The sequence below is a fragment of the Sphingomonas sp. Leaf32 genome, assembly GCF_001421765.1.
GTDB lineage: Bacteria > Pseudomonadota > Alphaproteobacteria > Sphingomonadales > Sphingomonadaceae > Sphingomonas.
The window spans coordinates 57,255-74,090 of the sequence record NZ_LMLA01000008.1; the positions used below are offsets into that span (position 1 = coordinate 57,255).

Annotated in this window: 18 protein-coding genes; 6 read left to right on the top strand and 12 right to left on the bottom strand. The window is 66.2% G+C overall.

All coding sequences use genetic code 11. From position 1 onward, the window contains the following. The first annotated feature begins 148 nt into the window (after window positions 1–148). Window positions 149–1,459: an NAD(P)/FAD-dependent oxidoreductase gene (locus ASE83_RS10800; protein ID WP_055789504.1), complete on the top strand. Its 1,311-nt coding sequence runs from the start codon at window positions 149–151 to the stop codon at window positions 1,457–1,459. A 311-nt stretch (window positions 1,460–1,770) separates the two neighbouring features. On the opposite strand, the gene ASE83_RS10805 is transcribed toward ASE83_RS10800, so the two are convergent. Further along, a complete protein-coding gene (locus ASE83_RS10805) occupies window positions 1,771–2,073 on the bottom strand; it encodes a hypothetical protein (protein WP_055789506.1) in 303 nt (100 codons plus the stop codon). Between the two features lie 11 nt (window positions 2,074–2,084). Then, on the bottom strand, window positions 2,085–4,937 hold the full coding sequence (locus ASE83_RS10810) for a M16 family metallopeptidase (protein WP_055789509.1): 2,853 nt from the start codon (window positions 4,935–4,937) through the stop codon (window positions 2,085–2,087). 111 nt (window positions 4,938–5,048) lie between these two features. Here ASE83_RS10810 and ASE83_RS18520 point away from each other — a divergent pair, with 111 nt between their 5' ends. Continuing rightward, window positions 5,049–5,276: a hypothetical protein gene (locus tag ASE83_RS18520; RefSeq protein ID WP_235513221.1), complete on the top strand. Its 228-nt coding sequence runs from the start codon at window positions 5,049–5,051 to the stop codon at window positions 5,274–5,276. 74 nt (window positions 5,277–5,350) lie between these two features. Continuing rightward, on the top strand, window positions 5,351–5,803 hold the full coding sequence (locus ASE83_RS10815; protein WP_055789511.1) for a hypothetical protein: 453 nt from the start codon (window positions 5,351–5,353) through the stop codon (window positions 5,801–5,803). A gap of 2 nt (window positions 5,804–5,805) precedes the next feature. On the opposite strand, the gene ASE83_RS10820 is transcribed toward ASE83_RS10815, so the two are convergent. Next, window positions 5,806–6,804, bottom strand: coding sequence for a hypothetical protein (locus ASE83_RS10820; RefSeq protein ID WP_055789514.1), 999 nt, complete (start codon window positions 6,802–6,804; stop codon window positions 5,806–5,808). Next, a complete protein-coding gene (locus ASE83_RS10825) occupies window positions 6,801–7,577 on the bottom strand; it encodes a glycosyltransferase family A protein (protein WP_055789517.1) in 777 nt (258 codons plus the stop codon). Before ASE83_RS10825 ends, ASE83_RS10820 begins: the two co-directional genes overlap by 4 nt. A gap of 116 nt (window positions 7,578–7,693) precedes the next feature. On the opposite strand from ASE83_RS10825, the gene ASE83_RS10830 reads away from it, so the two are divergent. Both ASE83_RS10830 and ASE83_RS10835 read left to right on the top strand, forming a co-directional pair. Further along, window positions 7,694–8,749: a glycosyltransferase gene (locus ASE83_RS10830; RefSeq protein WP_055789520.1), complete on the top strand. Its 1,056-nt coding sequence runs from the start codon at window positions 7,694–7,696 to the stop codon at window positions 8,747–8,749. After that, a complete protein-coding gene (locus ASE83_RS10835) occupies window positions 8,746–9,516 on the top strand; it encodes a glycosyltransferase family 2 protein (protein ID WP_055789523.1) in 771 nt (256 codons plus the stop codon). Before ASE83_RS10830 ends, ASE83_RS10835 begins: the two co-directional genes overlap by 4 nt. 152 nt (window positions 9,517–9,668) lie before the next feature. On the opposite strand, the gene ASE83_RS18525 is transcribed toward ASE83_RS10835, so the two are convergent. The 8 genes from ASE83_RS18525 to ASE83_RS10870 all read right to left on the bottom strand — a co-directional run bounded on the left by ASE83_RS18525 (window position 9,669) and on the right by ASE83_RS10870 (window position 16,319). Next, entirely contained in the window at window positions 9,669–10,487 is an 819-nt protein-coding gene (locus ASE83_RS18525; protein ID WP_156353041.1) for a hypothetical protein, read from the bottom strand. A 22-nt stretch (window positions 10,488–10,509) separates the two neighbouring features. Further along, complete coding sequence (locus ASE83_RS10840) at window positions 10,510–10,707, bottom strand: sulfurtransferase TusA family protein (RefSeq protein WP_055789526.1); 198 nt, start codon at window positions 10,705–10,707, stop codon at window positions 10,510–10,512. Further along, window positions 10,704–12,077, bottom strand: a complete 1,374-nt coding sequence (der, locus tag ASE83_RS10845; protein WP_055789529.1) for a ribosome biogenesis GTPase Der — start codon at window positions 12,075–12,077, stop codon at window positions 10,704–10,706. Before der ends, ASE83_RS10840 begins: the two co-directional genes overlap by 4 nt. A gap of 180 nt (window positions 12,078–12,257) precedes the next feature. Continuing rightward, the gene (locus ASE83_RS10850; RefSeq protein WP_055789532.1) at window positions 12,258–13,589 is read right to left on the bottom strand and encodes an outer membrane protein assembly factor BamB family protein; all 1,332 of its coding nucleotides are present in this window, start codon (window positions 13,587–13,589) and stop codon (window positions 12,258–12,260) included. A 29-nt stretch (window positions 13,590–13,618) separates the two neighbouring features. Continuing rightward, the gene (locus ASE83_RS10855; RefSeq protein ID WP_055789535.1) at window positions 13,619–14,320 is read right to left on the bottom strand and encodes a tetratricopeptide repeat protein; all 702 of its coding nucleotides are present in this window, start codon (window positions 14,318–14,320) and stop codon (window positions 13,619–13,621) included. 253 nt (window positions 14,321–14,573) lie between these two features. Further along, window positions 14,574–15,434 (bottom strand): 3-methyl-2-oxobutanoate hydroxymethyltransferase, encoded by an 861-nt coding sequence (panB, locus tag ASE83_RS10860; protein ID WP_055789539.1) that lies wholly within the window; start codon window positions 15,432–15,434, stop codon window positions 14,574–14,576. Between the two features lie 23 nt (window positions 15,435–15,457). Then, window positions 15,458–15,898 carry a hypothetical protein gene (locus ASE83_RS10865; RefSeq protein ID WP_055789540.1) on the bottom strand — a complete coding sequence of 147 codons (441 nt, stop codon included), beginning with the start codon at window positions 15,896–15,898 and terminating at the stop codon, window positions 15,458–15,460. A 64-nt stretch (window positions 15,899–15,962) separates the two neighbouring features. After that, window positions 15,963–16,319, bottom strand: a complete 357-nt coding sequence (locus tag ASE83_RS10870) for an ArsC family reductase (RefSeq protein ID WP_055790210.1) — start codon at window positions 16,317–16,319, stop codon at window positions 15,963–15,965. Between the two features lie 110 nt (window positions 16,320–16,429). Between ASE83_RS10870 and ASE83_RS10875 the strand changes: the two genes are divergently transcribed. Then, window positions 16,430–16,825, top strand: coding sequence for a hypothetical protein (locus tag ASE83_RS10875; protein ID WP_055789544.1), 396 nt, complete (start codon window positions 16,430–16,432; stop codon window positions 16,823–16,825). The last annotated feature ends 11 nt before the right edge of the window (window positions 16,826–16,836 follow it).

The following is a 16,836-nucleotide window of genomic DNA, read 5'->3' on the forward strand; positions in this document are numbered from 1 at the left end:
CGGATGAACGAACCGTGGCGCGACTGCCCGGACCATGGTTACAATGTGGCAACAGCGGCACGGCGGCGGGGCACGGCCCGCGCAACGATCCGGGGTCCGATGGGTTGGGAGAGCCGATCACAGGCGCGAATCGGAGGACGAACAGCGTATGCGACCCCGGATCATCATCGTCGGCGCCGGTTTCGGCGGCATCGCGGCGGCACAGGCGCTGCGCAAGGCGGATGCCGACATCGTCCTGATCGACCGCACCAACCACCATCTGTTCCAGCCGCTGCTGTATCAGGTCGCCGGTGCCGCGTTGTCGCCGGCCGACATCGCGACCGCCAATCGCGCGCTGCTGCGCCGCAACAGAAACACCCGGATATTGATGGCCGAGGTGAGCGGCGTCGACGCGGACGCCCGGGAAGTCTGTCTGGCCGATGGCCGGCGATTGCCGTTCGATCACCTGATCCTGGCGACCGGTGCGGCCTACAGCTTCTTCGGCAACGATGCGTGGCGCGACCATGCCTATGTGCTTAAATCGATCGACGATGCACTGGCGATCCGCGCGGCGGTGCTGGGCGCGTTCGAGCGGGCGGAACAATGCGACGACCCGGTGGAGTTGCAACGGCTGCTGACCTTCGCGGTCGTCGGCGGCGGGCCGACCGGGGTCGAGCTGGCCGGGACGATCGCCGAACTGGCACGTACGACGCTGGCGCGCGATTTCGCCTCGATCGATCCACGCGCGGCGCGGGTGGTGCTGTGCGAGATGGGCGGCCGCATCCTGACCGTATTCGACCCGCCGCTGTCGCAGGCGGCACGTGCGATGCTGGAGTCGCTGGGCGTCGAGGTGCGCACCGGCGCGGCGGTGCAGGCGATCGACGCACGCGGGCTGACCGTCGGCGATCAGCGGATCGACGCCGCCGCCGTGCTCTGGGCCGCGGGGACCGAGGCGCGGCCGGTCGCGCGGTGGCTGTCGGCAGCGGCTGCCAAGAACGGCGCGGTGAAGGTCGCGCCCGATTGTTCGATCCCCGGCCATCCCGCCATCTTCGCGATCGGCGACGTCGCCAGTTTCGATGGCGGCGACGGCCCCCTGCCCGGGCTGGCTCCGGTCGCCAAGCAACAGGGGCGGTTCGTGGGAAAACTGATCGCCGCGCGGATCGCGGGACGGCCGGCGCCCGACCGCTTCCGCTATCGCGACTATGGCACGATGGCGGTCATCGGCCGGTCGCGCGCGGTGGCGGAGATCGGCGGGATGAAGCTGAAAGGCTTTGTCGCATGGTTGGCATGGTCGCTGGTCCACCTGATGCTGCTGGTCGATTTCCGCAGCCGGGTGTCGGTGTACGTCCATTGGGCGTGGTCGTGGTTCACCTATGGCCGGGGCGCACGGTTGCTTACCGGCTATGCTCCCGAACCGGGGGAAAAGCCGCGCACGGCGGGGCTGCCGGAGATCGAGGCGGAAGCGCGGGCGGCGGAATAGCCTTTCGTCACCCCGGACTTGATCCGGGGTCCCGCTTCTTCTCAACCGTTGCCAAGGCAGCGGGACCCCGGATCAAGTCCGGGGTGACGCGTTGGGTCGGGGTTGGCTGCGCTCAGGCGCTGCCGACGCTCCAGCAACTACGTCATCCCAGCGAAGGCTGGGATCTCCTGCGGATAGCGCGACCTGCTTGCCGCGAGAGACCCCAGTCTGCGCTGGGGTGACGTCCAGGGCTAAGATGGGATGCCCCCAAACGCGAAACGGCCCGCCCGCATCGACTGCGGACGGGCCGTTTCCTGTCACCGCACCGGACGTCAGCCGACGCGGTTGCCCGCCATCGGGAAGCTGCCGAACGCGCCTGCGCCGACCGTGCCGGAGATGGTGTCACCATCGACCGTCGCTTCGCAGTCGAGCGTCATCGGCATCGGCACGACGATCGCCACCTTCCAGCTCAGCTTGTCGCCTTCGACCTTGCCGTCGGTGATCTCGGTCGATCCCATCGCCCCGGAATAGGTCCCGGTGAAGCTGGCGCCGTCGCTCTTGACGTTCAGCGTCGCCTGCTGGTCGCCCATCGGCGACTTGGTGATCGTGTTCCAGCTGCCATCGACATTCGCCATGTTCGCTCTCCTTACTTCGCCGGGGTGGGGGCGGTTGCCGGCGTTGCCGACACCACCTCCACCGGCAGGCCCAGCCCGTCAAGCTGCGGACGGACGACCTTGGCGTCGCCGACCACCACATAGACGAAGCGATTGGGGTCGATTGCCGCGCGTGCCGCAGCGTCAAGCTGGGCCGTGGACAGCGCACGATATTTTTGTGGCAGGGTCGCCTGGTAATCGTCCGGCCGGCCGAGGAAGTCGTTCGCCCGCATAGCGCCCAGCACCGCGCCCGACGTTTCGTACGTGCCTGCAAGCTGCCGCGTCTCGCCATCGATCGAGCGGCGGAATTCAACCGGCGTTACGCCGTTCGGACCCAGGAACCCGTTGATCTGTTCGCGCAGCGACGCGATCGCCGGGCCGGTCTTGTCCGCCTGCACCGGCGCGTTGATGACATAGGGCACCGCGTTCTGCATCAGCTGAAACCCGCCACGCGCGCCATAGGACCAGTGCTTGGCTTCGCGTAGGTCCATGTTGATGCGGCTGAGGAAGCCCGAGCCGAGCACGGTGTTGGCAGTGGTCGCCGCCAGCGTGTCCGCCTTCGCCTGTACCGGGGTCATTTGTCCGGCGACGATCAGCGACTGCGGCGAGTTCGGCCGGTCGACCAGCACGATCTTCGGCGTGGTCGTCGCGCGCTGCGTCGGGAAGCTCTTGGTGCCGGCGGCACCGGTCGCCTGCCAGTTGCCGAGCGACGCGTTCAACGCGGCCTGCACCTCCGCCAGCGGGCGGTCGGACACGACGAAGACCTTCGCCTTGTCCGGACGCAACCACGCGCCGCGCCATGCGATCAGGTCGTCGCGCTTCATGGCCATGACCGCCGCCGGATCGCCCACGCCTGCCGCCAGCTTCGCATACGGGCTGTTGGCACCATAGAGGAGCGGCGGCAGCGTCATGTCGGCCAGACCCTGCGGCTGGGTGCGCTGTTGCCCGATCTGCGCCATCACCTGCCCGCGCACCCGCTCCAGCTCGTTCGCGTCGAATGCCGGGTTGCGCAGCACGTCGGCGAACAATTCGGTCGCGCTGCCCAGATTGGCGCTGGGCACCTCGAAGCCGATCGTCGTCTGGTCGGCCGAATTGCCGCCCGACATGCTCATGCCCAGCTTTTCCTTGGCCTCCGCCATCGCGATCGAATTGCGGGTGGTGGTGCCTTCGTCGATCAGCGACAGCGTCATGCCGGCGGTGCCGAGCTTGCCGGCCACATCGGCGGCGGTGCCGGCGTCGAACACCATCGACACCTGCGTCACCGGCACGGCGGTCCGCTGGGCATAGACCAGCTCCATGCCGTTCGACAGGCGGCTGCGCGTGACCTTCGGGAATTGCAGCGCGGTGCCGGTTTCGGCGACGCCCGGCATGGCGCCGCGCGTGCCCTTGAACGGCGTTTCGGGGGCAGCCGGGGTGGCGGGCGCAGCGGCGACCGCCTTCGCCTCCTCATAGCCCTCGCGCGCGCCGTTTTCGACGATCAGCGTATAGGCCGGGCGCGACATCCACTTCTGCGCGGCGGCCCGGGCGCGGTCCGGCGTCATCGTGGCCAGCGCGTTCAGCTCCTTCTTGTAGAAGCCCGGATCGTTCGAATACAGCTCGCCCGACGCCAGCGTGACTGCCTTGCCGCCGAAGCCGCCGACCGATTCCAGTCCACCGATGGTGCCCGCCACCTGGGTCGTCGCGACGCGCGACACTTCATCGGCGGTGGGACCGGTGCGCAGATAATCGGCGATCATCTGGTCCAGCCTGGCCTCGACGGTCTTCGCATCGACGCCCGGACGCACGATCGCGCGGACGATCAACATGCCCGCCTGCGCCAGCGACTGTACGCCGGCCGACACCTGCACCGCCAGCTTGTCCTTCTTGACCAGTTCGTTGTCGAGCCGCGACGAGGCGAGGCCGCCGAACGCGCTCATCGCGACGTCCAGCGCGGGCGCGTCGGGATCGTTCAGACCCGGCACCGGCCAGACCTTCATGATCATGGTCGCGGCGACATTGTCCTTCATCACCTCGCGCACCGGGGCGGCCAGCGTGGGCACCGCGATCTTCGGCAGGACCGATTCCGGCCCCTTGGCGATCTTGCCGAAATATTTCTCGACCAACGGGCGCGCTTCTTTCGCGTCGATGTCGCCGGCCAGTACCAGCACCGCATTGTTCGGGCCGTAATGGCCGCGGAACCAGTTCTTCACGTCCTCGAGGCTGGCGGCGTCGAGATCGGCCATCGAACCGATCACCGAATGGCGATAGGGGTGGCCGACCGGGAAGATGCCCTCGGTCATCTTGTAGCGGACCAGGCCGTAGGGCTGGTTGTCGCCCTGCCGCTTTTCGTTCTGCACGACGCCGCGCTGTTCATCCAGCACGCCCTGCGTCACCGCGCCCAACAGATAGCCCATGCGATCCGATTCGAGGAACAGCGCGCGGTCCAGCGCCGCCTTCGGCACCGTCTCGAAATAATTGGTGCGGTCGTAGCTGGTGGTGCCGTTCAGGTCGGTCGCGCCGATCGAGCGCAGCGGATCGAAGAAATCGCCCGGCGCATTCTCCGACCCGTTGAACATCAGATGCTCGAACAGATGCGCAAACCCCGTCTTCCCCTCCGGCTCATGCTTCGACCCGACATCATACCATACCGACACCGCGACGATCGGCGCCTTGCGGTCGGTATGGGTGATGACGGTCAGGCCGTTGGCCAGCGTGAACTTTTCGTAGGGAATGTTCACCGGTGCGACCAGTTGGGCGAGCGGAGCGGCCTTCACCGGGGGCGCGGCGGGCGCCGGTGCCTGCGCATAGGCGGCGGTTCCGGCAAGCGCAGTGGAAGCAAGCAATACGGCAGCGACGGTACGAAACATGGAACCCCACCCATTATCGATAAACGGAATGCAGGTGTATGGCGTGCGACGAACCCGCGCAAGCCGCTTCCATTGCCCGAACCGCGCCGATCCCTTGCCTCTCTGTAACATATGATGTCCCTGGAGCGATCGGGCCGATTGGCGGTTTTCATGTTGCTTTCAGTGCTTATGTTGCAACGCGCCATGACCAGTCCGTTCGAAACCTTCCGCGCGATCTTTCCCTATTCCGACCGGCTCGACCGCCTGCTTGCGGTCGGCTGGGAGGACATCGGAGGCGTCGTCCTTGCCATGAGTGCCTTCGCCTGCATGACGGTGATCGGCGCGCTGCGTTCGCGCTGAGCGTCCGCGCTCTAATATTGCTGCGTAGCAACATTTCCTGAGACGGGTTTTCTCAAGGAACAAGGGTTTTGCGTATGATCCGTTCGACTGCCGTCCTGATGGCCGGGGCAATGCTGGCCGCCTGTGGTTCGACTTCGTCCGAGCCGGAGGCGACGATGAACAACACGGTCGACCTGCGCCATTTGGTCGAGACCGAGGTGGCCGGGAACGGCATCGAGCGCTATCCGCTGGAGGGCGTGGAGATACCGACGCCATCGGACGCCCAGTCGCGGTACGAAGTCCTGCGCCAGCGGCGGACCGCAGGCGGTACGATCATCGCGATCCTGCGCCAGCAGCGCGGCAACCGCTTCGTCTATGCCCGCACCGAACTGGATTGCGAGCGTAACCTGTTCCATGTCGTCGGCGTGGCCGACACGCGGGCACATGTCGAAACCAACGTCGCGCATGACGGGCCGCTGCGTTCGACCGACGGTCTGCCGCTCCGCCAGGAACTGTCGCGCTTCATCTGCGCACGGGCCTCGGCCTGAGGCTATTCGCCCGCCGGCGGCACCGCCGGCGTGGCGACCTCCGCTTCGAACCCAGGATCGACCTCGGCAACCGGCAGCGTGCCGCGCCGCCGCTGGAAACTGGTAAGCAGGAAGAACAGCAGGTTGCTCCCCTGCGTCAGCGCGCCGCCGGCCAGCAACAGCCCGGCCATGGCGGCGCGCGGGCCGTCGACGATATGACTCATCTCCAGTGCGGCCGACAGGAACAGCAGGTCGCGATTGGGCACGATCGGCAGGCGGCTGATGACCATCTGCACCGTCAGGAACGTGACCCACACGCCCCAGGGTTCGGCCGGCAGCACCACCGCCCACTGCGTCGCCTGCAGCAGCACGACGACCAGGATGCGCGCGACATGGATGCCCAGCACCGCGCCGGCCACCTGCCAGCGCACCGACAGGATCTGCTTGCGCAGGCGTAACAGCAGCGGGGTCAGGAACGCGGCGACCAGCAATCCGGCCAGCAACATGCCGCCCGCCGAATGCAGCCAGTCGGCGATCCATTTCGCCCGGCCGGTGCCCATGAAGATGACCAGCAGGATCGAAGTGATCGCAGCCGATGCCAGCGCCGACAGGATCGCATTGTCCTTGATCGCCAGCAGCAGCGTCTTGGACGCGATGCCCAGCCGCTGCCGCGCCCAGACGAACAGATAGACTTCGCCCGAATAGCCAACGAACGCCGAATTGAAGACGCGCTTGCGGACGAACACCGGCAGGCTGCCGGGCAGCGGACGACCGAGCAGCAGGCGGAAGATCCATACCTCCGACACCGGCAGCGCCAGGAACATCACGACGAACAGGATATAGAACCACGGCGTGCGCGGTAGCGCGGCGGCAACGTTGGTCCAACCGATCGCGCGGACCTTCAGCACCAGCCATAGCAGCACGCCGACGAAGAACAACGCGCGGAAGACCTTGCCGAGACGCGCGGCGGCGGGCGTCTGCGACCAGTCGTGCAGCCGCTGTGCGCGCTCGGACAGGGTCAAGCGAACACTCCGGCGGTACGCGAATCGGCCACGAACGCTGCGAACGCCGCGCGGGTATCGGGGTCGAGGCGGAAGCGCGAGTGGCCCCACACCCCGCCCGGCAGGAAGCGGCGCACGGCATATTCTAGGGCGGAGAGCGGCGTGTTGCGTACCCGCCGTTCGAAATGGGTCCGCTCCCACGTATTCGCCCCGTGAAAGGCGCGGACGAACAGGCCGGCTGCGTCGAGCACGCCGATCCGGTCCAGCGGCCAATGGGCGAGAAAATCGGTATCCTCGCCGCGCCGCTTTTCGGGATAGCGGGCGGTCGGATCGGCGCGGTGGACGATGCTGCCCGGCACCCCCGGCTCCAGCGTGCCGACATAGGGATGGTCGAACCAGTCGGGCGCGTCGAGGTGCATCAGCGTGCCGCGCAGGACACAGGCGTGCTTGCCGCCGTCCAGCACCGCGACCTGCCGGACCAGCCGGTCGGGATGATACCAGTCGTCGTCATCCCATTGCGCGACGATGCCGCCCCGGGCGAGGTCCAGCGTGCGGTTGCGCAAGCGACCCAGCGTCGTCTCCGGCGTCTTGGCTACCCGGTCGTAGATCAGCCGGTCGGCGGGAATGTCGGCGAACAGCGGGGCATAGTCCTGATCGCCGTCGTCGACGACGACCAGTTCCCGATTGCCCCAGCGTTGCCGCAGAAAACAGTCGACCGCGCGCCGCGCCAGCGCGGCACGGTTCGCGGTCACCATCACGCAGCTTACCCGCGCGCCGTCATCGGACCAGTTCATCGCCAGCGCCTTAGACCCGGTTTGGAAAGGCGTCGAGACAGCTTGTCGTGGAGCGGTGCCGCCGCCATGCAATAGCCAGTGGCGCAACGCCCCGCGCGCTGGTAGCCGGATGGGCGATGCGGATCGTATTCGTCCTGACCTACCCCACCCATCATGGTGTCGCCGATGTCGGCGAGTGGCTGCGCTGGGACAATCGCGACCGGCGGATGCCCGGCATCCTGACCGAGATGGGCGTCGAGGTGGAGTTGTGGGGGCTGGCGCGCGAACCGCTGGACACGGTGTCCGCCCTGCCCGGCATTGCCCCCTACCCCATCCGCCTGTTCGCGCCGTCCAACCCGCAGGCCCGGACCCGCGACCAGAAGAGCGACGCGATGGTCGCCGCCGCGCGGATCGATCCGGCGACGCTGTTCGTGCTGGTCGGCAGCAATGGCGGCGCGGGGTTCGACCTGTTCGACCGGGTGTTGCGACCCGACCGCCGGCGCTTCGCCGTCATCATCGGCGGTGACTGGTGGAGCCGGATCATGCCGCACGCCGCCTTCGTCTTTCCCGAGTCGGCGTTGCAGGAGGCGAAGCTGACGCATCCCGGCTGGCGCTTCTGGCAGCGGGCGATCGCTACGGCGCGGATGCAGCGGCTGCCCAAGACGATCGATACCGACCGCTTCGCCCCCCGGCCGGCGGACAAGAGGTTCGACGTCATCGCGACCAGCCGGCTGACGCCGTACAAACGGTTCGACGAGATCGCGGCGCTGGGGGAGACGCACCGGGTGGCGGTGATCGGTGACGGGCCGCAGTCCGATGCGTTGCGCCACCGCTTTCCGCAGGTCGCGTGGCTGGGCCATGTTCCCAATGCGGAGGTGCCCTCGGTGCTGGTGCAGTCGCGGCTGTTCTTCCACGCCGGACGCCGCGACTATTTTCCGCGCGCGATTCCGGAGGCGATGGCGTGCGGCCTGCCGGTCATCGCGTTCGACGACCGGATCGGGCCAGACGTGATCCCCGAGGCGTGCGGCCTGCTGGTCAAGGACAACGACTATCGCGACAAGGTGGCGGCGCTGCTGGCCGATCCGGCGGCGGTCGCGGCGATGGGCGTGGCGGCCCGCGCGCACGCGGTCGCGACCCATGGCGCACGATCGTCGGAGGCCGCCTGCCGCCGGCTGCAGGAACTGGCCGCATGAACCGCTGGACCTTCGTCATCGCCTATTACAACGAGGCGGACTTCCTGCCCGCGACCCTGGCCGCGCTGGCGGCGCAGACGGTGCCGTTCCGGCTGGTGCTGGTCGACAACGGGTCGACCGACGGATCGGACGCCATCGCCCGCGCCTTTGCCGCGCCGGGGGTCGAGGTAGTGAACCTGTCCGAAGCGCGGCCTGGGAAAATCCACGCGCTGGAAACGGCGATGGGGCATCTGTCCACCGAGTTCGCGGCGTTCGGCGATGCCGACACCTTCTATCCGCCGCACTATCTGGCCGAGGCGGAGCGGACGTTCGATGCCGATCCGCGCACCGTCGCGGTGATGGCGCTGGGCGTCGATGCGTCGGGGCAGAAGCTACGGCGCGCGCTCTATGCCGGGTTCGTTACGAAAATCCTGTCGAAACAGACGCATACCGGCGGTTATGGGCAGGCGTTTCGAACATCGGCGCTGGTCGAGGCGGGCGGCTTTTCCGAGAAGCTGTGGCCCTATGTCCTGCTCGACCACGAGATCATGCAGCGCGTCGCGAAGCTCGGCAGAATCGTCTATCCCTATGATTTCTGGGCCAAACCCTCACCGCGCCGGTCGGACCGGCGGCGGGTGCGCTGGACCCTGGCCGAGCGTATTCTGTACCATGCGACGCCGTTCGCAGCGAAGGACTGGTTCTTCTACCGCTTTCTCGGACCCCGGTTGAAGGCGCGTGGCATTACCCATTTGAATTTGCGGGATAAACCGTGGGAATCGAAGCGGTAGCGCGGTCCAAAGTTCACGAAGTTCACACTTGCGCACGTTTTGCGCGTCGTGCGGTTCGCCCCATGCCCGACGCGCGATTTTCCGGCGATGTGAAAGAACCGGGCGGATAATAGCATGTCCTGACGGATGTAGGACAGCCCGGCGCGACGCGTTTAGAGCGTCGGTGAAGTTCCATGGTTTACCACCTCAGCAACTGCCGCGGGTTTCCATACGGTTCCTATTTGAGCGGCGATTGGGTCAGCTACGCTATCACCCAGCTCCACGAGTCTTCCAGAATATATCCCGTAAAAAATCTGTGCAGTTTGACCGACAGAAAGTTTGTCGTCGTTCGTCAAATGAACATGACTGCGATAGAAGAAAGGAGCGCCACTCATACCTTTCCGACTGGCTGTATCTATCAAATATTTTGGCAGCCCGTTGATATCCTCGCTCGGTTCGGATGCGATACTCGCACGTTTCCATAACGGATAGTTTACTCCTCCACTAATATTGAGGGGATAGCCAAGTACGAATATTTCATCTCTTGGCCCCTTGATGACTGGACTTGTCCAAATATCAGAATTGGCATGGACTAATTTAAGTTTAATATTGTCCGGAATACGAATCGCAGCAACATCCACTTTATTAACAAACAACGGATGCTGCTTCCAATTATAACGGCCATCATGGCCATGCCTTATCGATATTTCAAAGGTTATTGGAACATTCCAGACATCGTCATACATGTGGCGGCCGATTATCCTCACACTAGCCGGGTACCGCCTTGATGACGACAAAGGCACCCCGGTGAGTGGGTTTACCCCTGCCAAGTTATGCCAATTAGTGACGATATAATCGCCGTCATCGCCCAAATAGAATGCAGCGGACGCAGTTGCCAACACCTCACCAGTGTCAGCGAGTATTTCAATGCATGGCGCTGCGATAGACAACTTGGTTACAGCGACGGTTTTGTCGAAAGCTGCGGGTATCATAGCCTGCCTCGTCTCCCTCGGGTCATCGCGCCACCCGGAACACCCCCTCGCCCACGACCTCCAGCCGCGCACCGACCGCCGTCGCCGCGCTGGCCAGTTCGCCCGCCGCGCGTGGGTCGTCGGCTTCGATCTCCACCACCTTCGCCCCGTCGCGCAGCGACCGGGCCAGCCGGATGGCGGGCCACGGACAGCGCATCCCGCGGGCGTCGATGCGGATCACTTGCTATGGTCGAAGGGATTTTTCGGTGCGCGCATGTTGAGGCGTACCGGGACCGCGCCGAAGCCGAATTCCTTGCGGATGCCATTGATGAGATAGCGTTTATAGCTCTCCGGCAACTGGTCGACGCGGGTGCCGAACAGGACGAAGCTGGGCGGGCGGATGTTGTTCTGGGTGATGTAGCGCATCTTGATGCGCTTGCCGCCGGGGGCGGGCGGCGGGTTCGCCTCCAGCGCGCGGTCGAACCAGCGGTTGAGTTGTCCGGTCGACACGCGGCGGCCCCATGCCTCGCGCGTTTCGAACGCGGCCTGCATCAGCACGTCCAGCCCCTTGCCCGTCGCGGCCGATACGGTGAGCAGCGGCACGCCCCGCGCCTGCGCCAGCCCTTCGTCGAGCGCGCCCTTCACGCCGTTGAACAACGACGATGCGTGTTCGGCGATGTCCCATTTGTTGAGCGCGATCACCAACGCGCGCCCCTCTTGCAGCACGCGGTCGGCGATCTTGATGTCCTGCAACTCAAGGCCGCGCGTACCGTCGAGCAGCAGCACCACGACCTCGGCAAAGTCGATCGCGTGCAGCGCGTCGGCGACGGAGAGCTTTTCGAGCTTTTCCTGCACCCGCGCCTTCTTGCGCATCCCCGCCGTGTCGATCAGCCGGACGGGACGGACGCGGCCATCGGGGGCGGTCCAGTTCCAGTCGACCGCGATCGAATCGCGGGTGATGCCCGCTTCGGGTCCGGTGATGAGGCGGTCTTCTCCGAGAAAACGGTTGATGAGTGTCGACTTGCCGGCATTCGGGCGGCCGACGATCGCGAGCTTCAGGACGGCAGTGTCGGGGTCGAACTCCCCTTCGTCCTCCGGCTCCGGCTCTTCCTCACGCTCGACGAACGGGCGCAGCGCGTCGAACAGGTCGGCGACGCCCTCGCCATGTTCGGCCGACATTTGCACCGGATCGCCGAAACCCAGCGCCAGCGATTCGAGCACGCCGTTTTCGCCCGCGCGGCCCTCCGCCTTGTTCGCGACCAGGACGACGGTGCCATCGGCCGAGCGCAGCCAGCGGGCGATTTCCTCGTCCAGCGGCGTGATGCCGGCACGGGCGTCGATCATGAACAATGCGACATCGGCCATCTCGACCGCCGCCTGCGTCTGCATCCGCATCCGCCCCGGCAGGGTCGCGGCGTCCTCGTCCTCGAACCCCGCCGTGTCGACGATGGTGAAGTCGAGGCCGAGCAGGTTCGCCTCCCCCTCACGCCGGTCGCGGGTCACGCCCGGCTGGTCGTCGACCAGCGCCAGCCGCTTGCCGACCAGCCGGTTGAACAGCGTCGACTTGCCGACATTGGGACGGCCGATGATGGCGACGACGGGTAAAGGCATGGGGATTCCTGGGGTGCGGGGTTGCCGCCGAGTGTAAGGAAATTGGGTCGGGGGGTCGAGGGTGTTACCCTAGATCGTCGTTCCCGCGCAGGCGGGAACCCATATACGCCGACGCAGCGCCTCTATCAGAAGCGCTGCGTCTATGGATCCCCGCCTTCGCGGGGATGACGAAGAATGATGCTATTTCCAGGCGGTCAGCTGTCCTGCATCGTCCAGCAGGTACAGCATCCCGTTCGCGACGACCGGCGACAGGTTGTACCCTGCCTTCGACCGGGTGTCCTGCGTCGAGGTGATGCTGCCATCGGCGGTCGAGGCGGACACCAGCTGTCCTTCGGAATTCACGAGGATCAGGCGGTTGCCCGCCAGGATCGGGCCGCGCCAACTGATCGGGTTCTTGCGCTTCTTCACGTTGCGGAAACCGGGCAGTTGCTGGACCCAGCGCAGCTTGCCGCTGCCGCGCGAGATGCACAGCAGGCGGGCGTCGTCGGTCACGACGAAGATCCATTCGCCCGCGACCCATGGTGTCGCGATACCGGCGAGGTTCTGTTCCCACAGCCGCTGGCCCGACACGAGTTCGAGCGCGACCATGCGGCCGCCCTGCCCGACCGCATAGACGCGGCCATTGTCGATCACCGGTTCGGCGTCGATGTCCGCCAGCGCCGACACCGAGGTCGAGGCCGAGGTGCGCGACAGGCTGTCGCCCCACACCGAACGGCCGTTTTCATAGCGATAGGCGTTCAGTTCGCCCGATGAGAAGCCCGCGACCACGGTCCCTTGCGCCGAGGCCGGGGCGGCGACGCCGAACACGCCCTGCGCCTCGATGCTGCCGGACTGGGTCCACACGACCTTGCCGTCGCTCTGGTCGAGCGCGAACAGCTGATTGTCCTGGCTGACGACATAGACCTGGCCGTTGGACAGCGACGGGGCACCGCGCAGGGGGCCGCCGGGCTTGGCGCGCCACACTTCGTTGCCGTCGGCGGTATTGAACGCCACGACATCGCCCAGGCCATCGGTGGCGAAGGCGCGATCGCCCTCTACCGACACGCCGCCGCCGAAGCGGGCGCGCGGATTGGCGTCGCCCTGCACCGTCTGCGCGGTCCACACGGTCCGGCCGCTGGCGGCATCCATCGCGGTCACCATGCCGTTTACGTCGATGACGTACAGGCGGCCGCCGACCACGACCGGCGCGGCGGCGAGGCGGGTGCGGGTGTTGCCACCCTCGATCCGGGCGCTCCACGCCTGGGTCAGCGTGTCGCCCAGCGCGACATGGCTCATCGACTTCGACGCATTGCCGCCCGGCTGCGACCAGTCGGCATTGGTTTCGGCAAGCGGCAGGACGACCTGCAGATTGGCGAGCGCCGGATCGACCTCCGCCAGATTTTCGGATGCGAGGATCGGCACGCGCTGTCCGACGACGGGCGTGCGCGGCCCGCCCTTGCCCTTCAGGGCGCTGCAACCACCCAGCAGCGCCAACGCCGCGACCGCTGCCGAGAGTTTCAGATGCGTCTTCATGGGAAAGGGGTTCCGGTATCGAAAGGAAATTATTGCGCGGCGGCGGTCGGAGCGGCGGGCGCGGCATCGACGCCGAGCGAGCCGGCCATCTGCACCGCCCGCGCGCGCACGCTTTCCGGCACGCCATCGGTCTGCGCGATCAGGGCAAAGGTCTGACCGGCCTGTTGCAGCTTGTTCTGGCGCAGATAGGCGACCGCGACCATCTCGCCCGCGCTGCCCAGCCACGGGCTGCCCTTGTCGGCCAGGCCGCGCAACCGGTCGATGACCTGCTGGGGTTGAAGCGAATCATATTCGACCGCCGTCTGGCGGACGAGCGCCATGTCGCGGAACGGCTGGGCCAGCGTCTCGTCGGCGGCGACCTTGCCGAACGCGGCGGCCGCGCCCTTGGTATCGTTCTTCGACAGCAGCATGTCGGCCTGGGTCAGCAGCGCCGTCGCGCGCACGGCGTCCCGGTCGGAGGTCGTCAGCTTGCCGACCAGCTCGGTCGCCTGCGCGACGCGGCCCGACTGAATGTCGTCGAGCGCGGTGGCGAGCTGTTCGCCCTGTTCGCCGGCCAGCGTGTTCTGGCGATGCTGCCACCACGTCCAGCCGCCGAACGCGACGAGCGCGAGGACGACCGCCGCGATGATGAACAGGCCATAGCGTTTGCCGATGTTCGACATCTGCTCACGGCGCAGCTCTTCATCGACTTCGCGGATGAAGGCTTCGTTGTTCTGCGGGGTCAACGCCAAGGGAACAGCTCCAGGGGATAGATCAAGCGCGCTCCTTTAGCCGAGGCCCATGCGAAACGAAAGCGAATGGTCGTAGGGGTCGGTGCCGGGGCGGGACCATGGGGCGGCAAGGCTGTGCGGGGGATGAATGAGGCCCTCCATTCCGTCATCCCCGCGCAGGCGGGGATCCATATACGCTGACGTTCCGGCAAGAGTCGCAGGTGCTGCGGCTATGGATCCCCGCCTGCGGGGGAATGACGAGGGGACGTAGCGATCAATCCTTCGGAGCGTAAAGCTGCGCCGGTCCCGGGAACGTGCGCGTGCGGACCTCTTCGGCATAGGTCGCGACCGCGGCGGAGATATGCCCGGCCATGTCGTCGAACGTCTTCACGAAACGCGGGGTGCGTTCGAACAGACCGAGCATGTCCTCGGCCACCAGCACCTGTCCGTCGCACTGTGCCGAGGCGCCGATGCCGATCGTCGGGCAGGCGATGCGGCGGGTGATGTCGACCGCGATCGGTTCGACCACGCCCTCGATCACCACCGCGAACGCGCCGGCATCGGCGACCGCCACCGCATCGGCGACGATCTTCTCCGCCTCCGCCGCGCTGCGGCCGCGCGCGCCATAGCCGCCGAGCTGGTTCACCGCCTGCGGTGTCAGGCCGACATGGCCCATGACGGGAATGCCCCGCTGCGACAGGAAGGCGACGGTTTCGGCCATCGCCGTACCGCCCTCCAGCTTCACCGCCGCCGCGCCGGTCGCCTTCAGCAGCATCGCCGCGCTTTCGAACGCCTGTTGCGGGCTGGCTTCATAGCTGCCGAACGGCATGTCGATCACGACCAGCGCATGATAGGAGCCGCGCACCACCGCCGCGCCATGCGCCGCCATCATGTCGAGCGTGACCGGCACGGTCGAGGGCAAGCCGTAGATCACCTGCCCCAGGCTGTCGCCGACCAGCAGCATGTCGCACTGCGCATCCAGCAACTGCGCCATGCGGACGGTATAGGCGGTCAGCATCACCAGCGGGGTCTTGCCCTTGGCGGCGCGGATGGCGGGGATTGTCAGCCGTTTCATCGGGGCCGGGGTGGGCGTCGCGCGGCTGGTGGCGGTGTCGATGGTGAAGGTCGTGGACATGCGCGCGGTCTAGCTCGAAGCGGTCAGCGAAGCCACCCGCGCGCGATGCCGTGACGCGCCACGGCGAGCTGCCACAGCGCGATGGCGAAGATCACCAGCGGAAACGGCACCGTCGCCGCCGCGCCCTTGACCGCGACCAGATCGGTAGCGGCGAAGACCCAGCCGAACTGGATCGCGACCGCCAGCAGCGAGGCGGCATACAGCCCCGCCGCCCAGCGCCGGCCGATGAGCAGCGCGACGCTGCCGAGCAAGCCACCCCAGGTGGCGATGCCATAGATCCAGTCGAACCAGCGCGGCAGCGACGCGTAGAACCGGCGATCATAGTCGCCGAGCGCCGCGAGCGCGGCCGGCCCCATCGTGACCTGGCTGTAGAAGGCGAAGACGCCCGCGACACCCCATAGCAGGAACAGGACGGCGACGATGCGGAACCATGGCGGCGGGGTCCGGACGAACGTCAATGCCATGCTGCTCCCCACATGCGATTCGATACGGCACCGCAATGATGCCCTACCCCTGTGGTTAACGCAGTTATCCGGCGATGGCGAATCGCTCCGCATAGCGTTCGGGCTTGAACCCGGTTTCGATCCAGCCATCGCCCACCAGCACCGGCCGGCGGATCATCGAGGGCTGCGCCAGCATCAGATCGATCGCGCGCGGTGCGTCGAGGTCGGCCTTGTCGGCATCGGGCAGCTTGCGGAACGTCGTGCCGCTGCGGTTGAGGAGCGCTTCCCAGCCGAGCGTATCGACCCATGCCGTCAGGGTCGCGCGGTCGATCCCGGCCTTCTTATAGTCGTGGAAATGGTGGTCGACACCGTGCGCGTCGAGCCAGGTGCGCGCCTTCTTCATCGTGTCGCAGTTGGGGATGCCGTATAGCGTGATCGTCATCATCATCCTCGTCGCATTCAGACTTAGCGATAGCGATTGGCCGCCGCGAAAGCAGCCCGTCGCCTTTCGCCCAATTGCAGACATTTCATGAGCAGAGCTATGCTCGTTCAATGAGAAGCAAAGGTGACCCTGCATCGCTGTATCAAGATCAGAAGCTCCAAGCGATTGGCAGGCTCACTTTGATTGCCTTGATCCTGAGTGTTTCGCTGGCTCTCGCTCTGATCTTTCCCGGGACGACGGATGGCATCGTACGTCACCTCCCGCTCTCGAGGAACGGCAATGAGTATGTTGTCGTGGTCGGCACTTTAGCGACCATCGTTCCAATATGCTGGGGCGTGGCGATGGGCCTTATTTTTACCTCGCCAGAGCAGGAGGTACGCTTTGTTCGCTGGTCCAAACGATGGCGGAAAGCTCCCATACCCTTTGAGGACTTTGAGTTCGACACAGCCGACCCGGATTATCGAAAATCTGCCTGGCGCTATTTGATCGAGCGTCACAGCCGCTAAATGGCATACGT